The sequence below is a fragment of the Aquimarina addita genome, from assembly GCF_039539305.1.
GTDB lineage: Bacteria > Bacteroidota > Bacteroidia > Flavobacteriales > Flavobacteriaceae > Aquimarina > Aquimarina addita.
In genome coordinates this window covers 1-5,875 of record NZ_BAABCW010000042.1, presented here as the reverse complement: position 1 = coordinate 5,875, position 5,875 = coordinate 1, and the positions used below count along the sequence as shown (strand labels likewise).

General features: G+C 32.9%; 6 protein-coding genes and 1 pseudogene. 3 read left to right on the top strand and 4 right to left on the bottom strand.

Annotated elements, in window-relative coordinates; genetic code table 11:
* Nucleotides 1–107: 107 nt before the first annotated feature.
* Nucleotides 108–1,004, bottom strand: a complete 897-nt coding sequence (locus ABD816_RS21905; protein WP_344931035.1) for a hypothetical protein — start codon at nt 1,002–1,004, stop codon at nt 108–110.
* Between the two features lie 529 nt (nt 1,005–1,533).
* Between ABD816_RS21905 and ABD816_RS21900 the strand changes: the two genes are divergently transcribed.
* Together ABD816_RS21900 and ABD816_RS22350 are read left to right on the top strand one after the other, a co-directional pair.
* Nucleotides 1,534–2,025, top strand: a complete 492-nt coding sequence (locus tag ABD816_RS21900) for an IS110 family transposase (RefSeq protein ID WP_344931036.1) — start codon at nt 1,534–1,536, stop codon at nt 2,023–2,025.
* 18 nt (nt 2,026–2,043) lie between these two features.
* Nucleotides 2,044–2,133, top strand: coding sequence for a hypothetical protein (locus ABD816_RS22350; RefSeq protein WP_425549133.1), 90 nt, complete (start codon nt 2,044–2,046; stop codon nt 2,131–2,133).
* Between the two features lie 533 nt (nt 2,134–2,666).
* Here the strand turns inward: ABD816_RS22350 and ABD816_RS21895 are convergent.
* The 3 genes from ABD816_RS21895 to ABD816_RS21885 all read right to left on the bottom strand — a co-directional run bounded on the left by ABD816_RS21895 (nt 2,667) and on the right by ABD816_RS21885 (nt 5,148).
* Entirely contained in the window at nt 2,667–3,329 is a 663-nt protein-coding gene (locus ABD816_RS21895) for a CPBP family intramembrane glutamic endopeptidase (RefSeq protein WP_344931034.1), read from the bottom strand.
* A gap of 92 nt (nt 3,330–3,421) precedes the next feature.
* Nucleotides 3,422–4,237 carry a LytR/AlgR family response regulator transcription factor gene (locus ABD816_RS21890; protein ID WP_344931033.1) on the bottom strand — a complete coding sequence of 272 codons (816 nt, stop codon included), beginning with the start codon at nt 4,235–4,237 and terminating at the stop codon, nt 3,422–3,424.
* 260 nt (nt 4,238–4,497) lie between these two features.
* A complete protein-coding gene (locus tag ABD816_RS21885; protein WP_344931031.1) occupies nt 4,498–5,148 on the bottom strand; it encodes a hypothetical protein in 651 nt (216 codons plus the stop codon).
* A gap of 182 nt (nt 5,149–5,330) precedes the next feature.
* Between ABD816_RS21885 and ABD816_RS21880 the strand changes: the two are divergent.
* Nucleotides 5,331–5,726: pseudogene (locus ABD816_RS21880) on the top strand (IS982 family transposase); the annotation flags it as partial.
* Nucleotides 5,727–5,875: the final 149 nt, after the last annotated feature.

The window sequence follows — 5,875 nt, the reverse complement described above, 5'->3', positions numbered from 1 at the left end:
GTACGCCATTCACAAATAAATTCAATTTTTTGTTCCATAGTTGTTGTGTTTTTCCAAGGCATAATAATTTGATTTTTGTCTCAAATTATAACTTGAAAAAGTGTAAACTATGTCCCTTTAACGTACCCTATCTTTTTTAACTCAAATGTTTCCGCTCCATCCTCAACTATACAATGTTTTTCATTCAAAAGTTGAAAATTGTTTTCTCCATCTTCTCCGACTTTTTTGGTCAGTTTACATTGCAAAACTTTAGTTAGTTTCAATTTGTTCATTGCTCTTGGGTGAATAGCAACACATAATCCATAACCTTTTGATTGGATACTTGGATAAACAACTCCATCATAATTAGAAGTTTTTGTAAAAATCTCGGTGAATTTTGCTGAAATTAAATACTCGTGATTATTACCGCCTGATACATATTTAGAAAATTCCGCTGATAAAAACTTAAGGCATTTAATTGTATTCTCCCTAACATTTTCTGGCATTTCGTTCAAAAATTCAACATATTGGTTTCTCAAACCATTCAAATAAGGATGTTCATACTCAATCGTTGGGTCAATGATCGTAGCTAATGAGATACCTTCAATAACTTCCCAATTTCCAAACGTCAAACGGCTCCAACCTTCAATTACATTAGAGTTTCTCATTAAACTCGGAATCTCTGAAGTGCCAACAATTCTAGGATACCTCATTTCTTCCTTGTCAAAATCTTTTTCTGAAATTACGGTACCGTAAAACATTGTGTTTTTTGGTGTACTCGCTCTCAAATAATTCGAATTAAATTCTGTAGGTTTAAATGAAATGCGTGAAACCTTATTAAATTCAGGTTCTTCTTTCGTATTGTTTACTGCCCGCTCTATTTCCTTTGAGTATTGACCTTCTGGTGTTTTGTGATAATCTGTAAGCATAATTCCTAAAGGACCTAGACTTGTCAGTATTCTGTCTAACTCCGCAATTGGATATTCACTTAAATCAAGTTCTTTAAGTTGGTCAATAGCGTGCATTTTCGGTTTTGATTTTAATGTTGCCTAACGGACTTGTGTATGAAACGTAGCGTATAAAAATACACTAACTTTCGGATTAACACAGAGTCGAATTTTTATATTTTGTTTTTAATTTTTCTCTTTTTAAAAGCCAAATTAAAAATTTGGCGGACTTTAAAAATATACACAAACCTTTCGGTTAAGTACTTATTAGCTATGTTTTATAGCAACAATGTAAAAGCAGAAAGTCCAGTATCTTTAAAGTATTCTAAAACAATAAGATATGAAAACTGAATAGACTGCTCAACCAAAGTTATACATTGGGATTGATATTCACAAACGGAGCTGGAAAATACATTGTTCCACCGATTTATTTTCAGGAAAATCTTTTACGATGCCTCCTAAAGCATAAGTATTGCATGATTATGTCAAAAAATACTTTAAAGAATATGTTGTAACTACGGCTTACGAGGCTGGTTGTTGTGGTTATTATGCTCATCGTTGCTTTGAGCGTTATGGCTGACGTTCTTTAGTTGCTAATCCAGCAGATATTCATCGAAAAGGGAAAGAAAAATATACAAAGACCGATAAGATCGATGCTCAATTAATTAGTAGAGAATTAAAAGATGGTCGATTGGATAGTATTGTCATTCCTGATAAGGAGCGCGAGCAATTGCTCAGTTTGTTTAGAAGGCGAAATGATTTGGTTAAAGAGTATCGTCGCATAAAAAGCTATATAAAAATGCAATTATTGTATTTTGGCATTTTAATTCCGGAAGAATTTGACAATGATCATTGGAGTCATAACTTTAGAGCTTGGTTAGATAATTTAAATTTTGACTACTCAACAGCACGTGAAACTTTGTTAAGCCGCATGCGTAGTTTTCGATTTATAGATAAAGAGCTACGAGATGTCTCGACTAAGATGCGAGCATATTGTCGTAAGCATTACGAGAAGGATTATTATTTATTACGAAGTATTCCAAGTATTGGCGGCATAGTAGCTTGTGGTATATTATGTGAGCTTGGAGATTTACGATGATTTAAAAGTATCAAACATTTGGCGGGATATGTATGCTTAGCGCCAGGGATTCACCAGAGTGGGGATAGTCAAAAAAGTACAGGGATCACTATGCAGCACATCGATTAATGCGTAGTTATTTTATAGAAGCCTCATGGCAATCGATACGCACAGATCCTATTATGTAAGCTTATTACCGTAAACATGTAGGTAAAAATGTGAAGACTATAATTATAAAAGTAGCTCGTAAATTATTGAGTAGAACCTTAGGAGTCATTAAGTCTGAAATTCCTTATGGAATAGGAGTTTTAGAATAAAATAACAATAACAAAGCTCATAAAAAGTAGCAAAGCCTGTATTACAAAACAATGTGAGTGACCATTTAAAAAATAGGATCACATATTTATAGCAAGTGGACAGGTTTATTATAGCTTATAATCATACAGATTCTGGTGACGATCATTGAAGGTTGATCACAAATAGGATGCGGAGCAAGTTATATAGTATTTATATGTTGACAATTAAACAACATAAGGGAGAGAATTGCCAACATATAAACACTACAAAAACAATATTATGATTTAACTAAAAAAATAAATATTAACTTTGAAGAACTAGGCTAGTGCTTTTCATAGGAGCATTGTTGTGCATAGGCTTTACGTTTATAAAAAGCCATAATACATACAGATTACGGCAATGGTATCAAAAAAGCCGTGTACGGCAATATTAAACCACAGATTGTACTTCCTTTTGTAAAATATAAAACCGAGTACCATCCCTATTACTGCAGCGACAATTTGCCCAGTAATCCCTTGATAGGCGTGTACGTATCCAAATAATGCTCCAAAAAGGGCGATATTTATAACAATCACCAGTGTACCATCACCAAAGATTCTTACAAAATGACGCATTAAGAAACCTTTCCAAATAATTTCTTCTCCAAAGGCAGCCGAAACCCATATAAACAAAAGCATTACTGCACAGGCAGGCAAGTCACCTTCAAACTTCTTAAAGACAGAAAAATCAATAGGCAATCCTGTCAGGTAGGTGACCACTGGAAGCAACACAAAGGCATAAAAGCCAAATAATGCAATGGCGAGCAGTGGTGCGTATATGAAAAAATCGCATCTTTGGTCTTTAAAATTAGATAATCCTAGTGATTTGAATGCGGCTTTACGGAAGCCAACAAAACTGGCAAGAATAGTAATAAGGGTTGCCACAATATTTGTAAGATCGCCAAGGCCTAGTGGTAAAGTAAATAAAATACCAACGATGATAGCTGTCATTAAAGGGAGGATTTTGTTTTTTAAAAGCATTGTTTTCATTGTTTTTAATGTTTGATTTCAACAACGAAATAACTGCTTTTCTTTCTTGTAGTATCAGTAATAATAGTCAAATTCACTCAATGGTCGTGTTTTTATACCTCAATGGTAGATAGTACCGGGATTCTATTTTCAAACCATAGCATAAACTCTTTCTTCTTATACCTACTTACCACAATTTTTAATTGTTCTTGTTCTAAAAAGTTAGGTTGAATACGTACAGATAACTTTCCATTTTCTATTGCTTTGATTTCTTTAACGGCACGGTGCTGGAGCAGTACATTACGCGAAGCTCTAAAAAAACTAAACCCCTCTAACTTTTCCTCAAGTGTCTGAAGTGTAAAATCTGTAGCGGTTATGGTATTATTTTCTTCGACGAGATATACAACTTTGTTTGCACTATAACCATATAAAACATCTTTTATGGGTACGACTTTTTTACGATTTCCATTCTGTATTAGAAGTGTTCCTTGTTCGAGCTGATTCTTATACAAGCTATAGATTTCTAATGCATATGCTATTGTTATAAGAATAGCACAAATGGCTAGGGTGATTAATAAGCCTATAGAAAGCGCGTAAAGATTAAAATTATCACCATTTATAATAGCTGCGACGTAAAATACAGGGATGTAAATTAGGGTAATGATTCCTAGGGTGGTAAATAAAAAGCGTAAGGCTAGTTTAAGGGTAACATTCTCTTTAAAGATATGCCGTGTAAAATAGCTGTAAGTAAGCTCCGTGATTACGAGGATAACTAAGCCTAAACATATAGAAGTAACAATCCCATAGAGCGGAAAGCGATACGACTCGTTAAGCGGAAAATGTTCTGCATTTGTAAGATGATTAGCCACCAGCGCAATAAGGAGAAATATCAATAGCTGTTTACCCCTACGGCGAAATTGTTTTTTCAAGGTATTGTCTGTTTTTAGCAACGAAAATGTATTTTAATTCGATTTCAAATATGGTCAATTTTTTGTTTAAGAGAAATAAGAAGTTGTGAAAATCTGTCTACATACCCAGAGTACAGTACTGAATTCTAAACTATTTATATTTTCATTCTCTTTTTGAAAGTCCGTTTGAAAGCTCTTTACTTAGCTTATGTACAACGTTGCGTGTATGAATCGTTGTGGCAAAGCCACTATGATTTTAGGACACCTTGTTATAAAATGTTTTAATTGTATTTTTTTATTTTTTGATCCGCTTTAATACTCTTTTCTATTTCTCTAAGCATTTTTCTTATAATGGTAAGAGGGTGATCAGGAAAATCTTTGTCGTATATTTCGAGATCCGATTCGTTTTTAAGAGCTCCATCGCTAAAGGAATTGTCGAAAGGATCTTTAGCCCAATTAATCATTCTACCATTTTCGTCAGTTTCTAGTTCATTATTTTTCATCCATTTTGTCAATGTAACCGAATCTCTTAGTCCGGTAACACCATTTTCGCATTGCTCGGCAGTAATTACTACACTTTTCTCTTTTAAAGGAAAAATTAGTCGAAATGAGTATTTCATTCCGGTTGGCTCTTGAGGCTCTTTTAATATAGAAGAGAAACATTTAATTTCGTCAAGAGTAGATGTTTTGCAATCAACTATTCCTCCGCTATTTTCCAAAATAAGTTTTCTCTCAGCATTAATAAAAACATCTAAATTTTCAGCTCCATACATATATTGAGATTCAAGTTCAGTTATGGCAAGAAACCCTGATTTATCATTATTTAACCAAGCTTTAGTTTTTTCTGAATCTTCATATAACTCCCAGTTAAAAGTATGGAATTCAAAAAGCTTGATTGGTGAATATTTTGTTTTTTTAAAGAAGTTGAACATAATTTTATTCAATATTTTATAACATCTCGTATAAGAAACGTAGGGCTGGTGATAAGCACTTACGTATCGATTTATTACTTAACGTGAGTTCGACGTAAGAAATTATAATAAAATCAAAGAAAAAAGCAGAATATTTAGTAAATTATAGAGCTGACTTATAATTAATTAACAATATTCTGCTTATGATTTCTGCCCTTAAAATTATTGAAATTTTCTGTAAACTAGATGATTTTTCTAAAGAATATGACTCTATTATCACCAAAAACAGTATTTCTGATGGTTCAACTGCTAAAAAACGCAATAGAAAGTTTAAAATGAACGATAGTGAAGTGATGACTATACTGGTCATATTTCACTTAAAGTCTTATAGAAATCTCAAACATTTTTACTTAAATCATGTCTGTAAATATATGACAGATATGTTCCCAGATTGTGTTTCTTATAATCGATTTGTAGAGCTTCAAAAAAAGGTTACTCAGCCTTTAGCTGTTTTTATGAAATTACACTGTTTAGGTGATTGCTCAGGCATCTCTTTTATTGATTCTACGCCATTAAAAGTTTGTCATTATAAAAGAGAAATATAATACTCCCCATTTTTAGGACAGCTATTTAAATTGTAAATTTAAAACTGTACATATGAAAAAATCGAGAAGAAAATTTAGTTCTGCATTCAAAGCAAAGGTTGCTTTGGAAGCTATCAAAGATCAACTTACTCTGCAGGAAATCG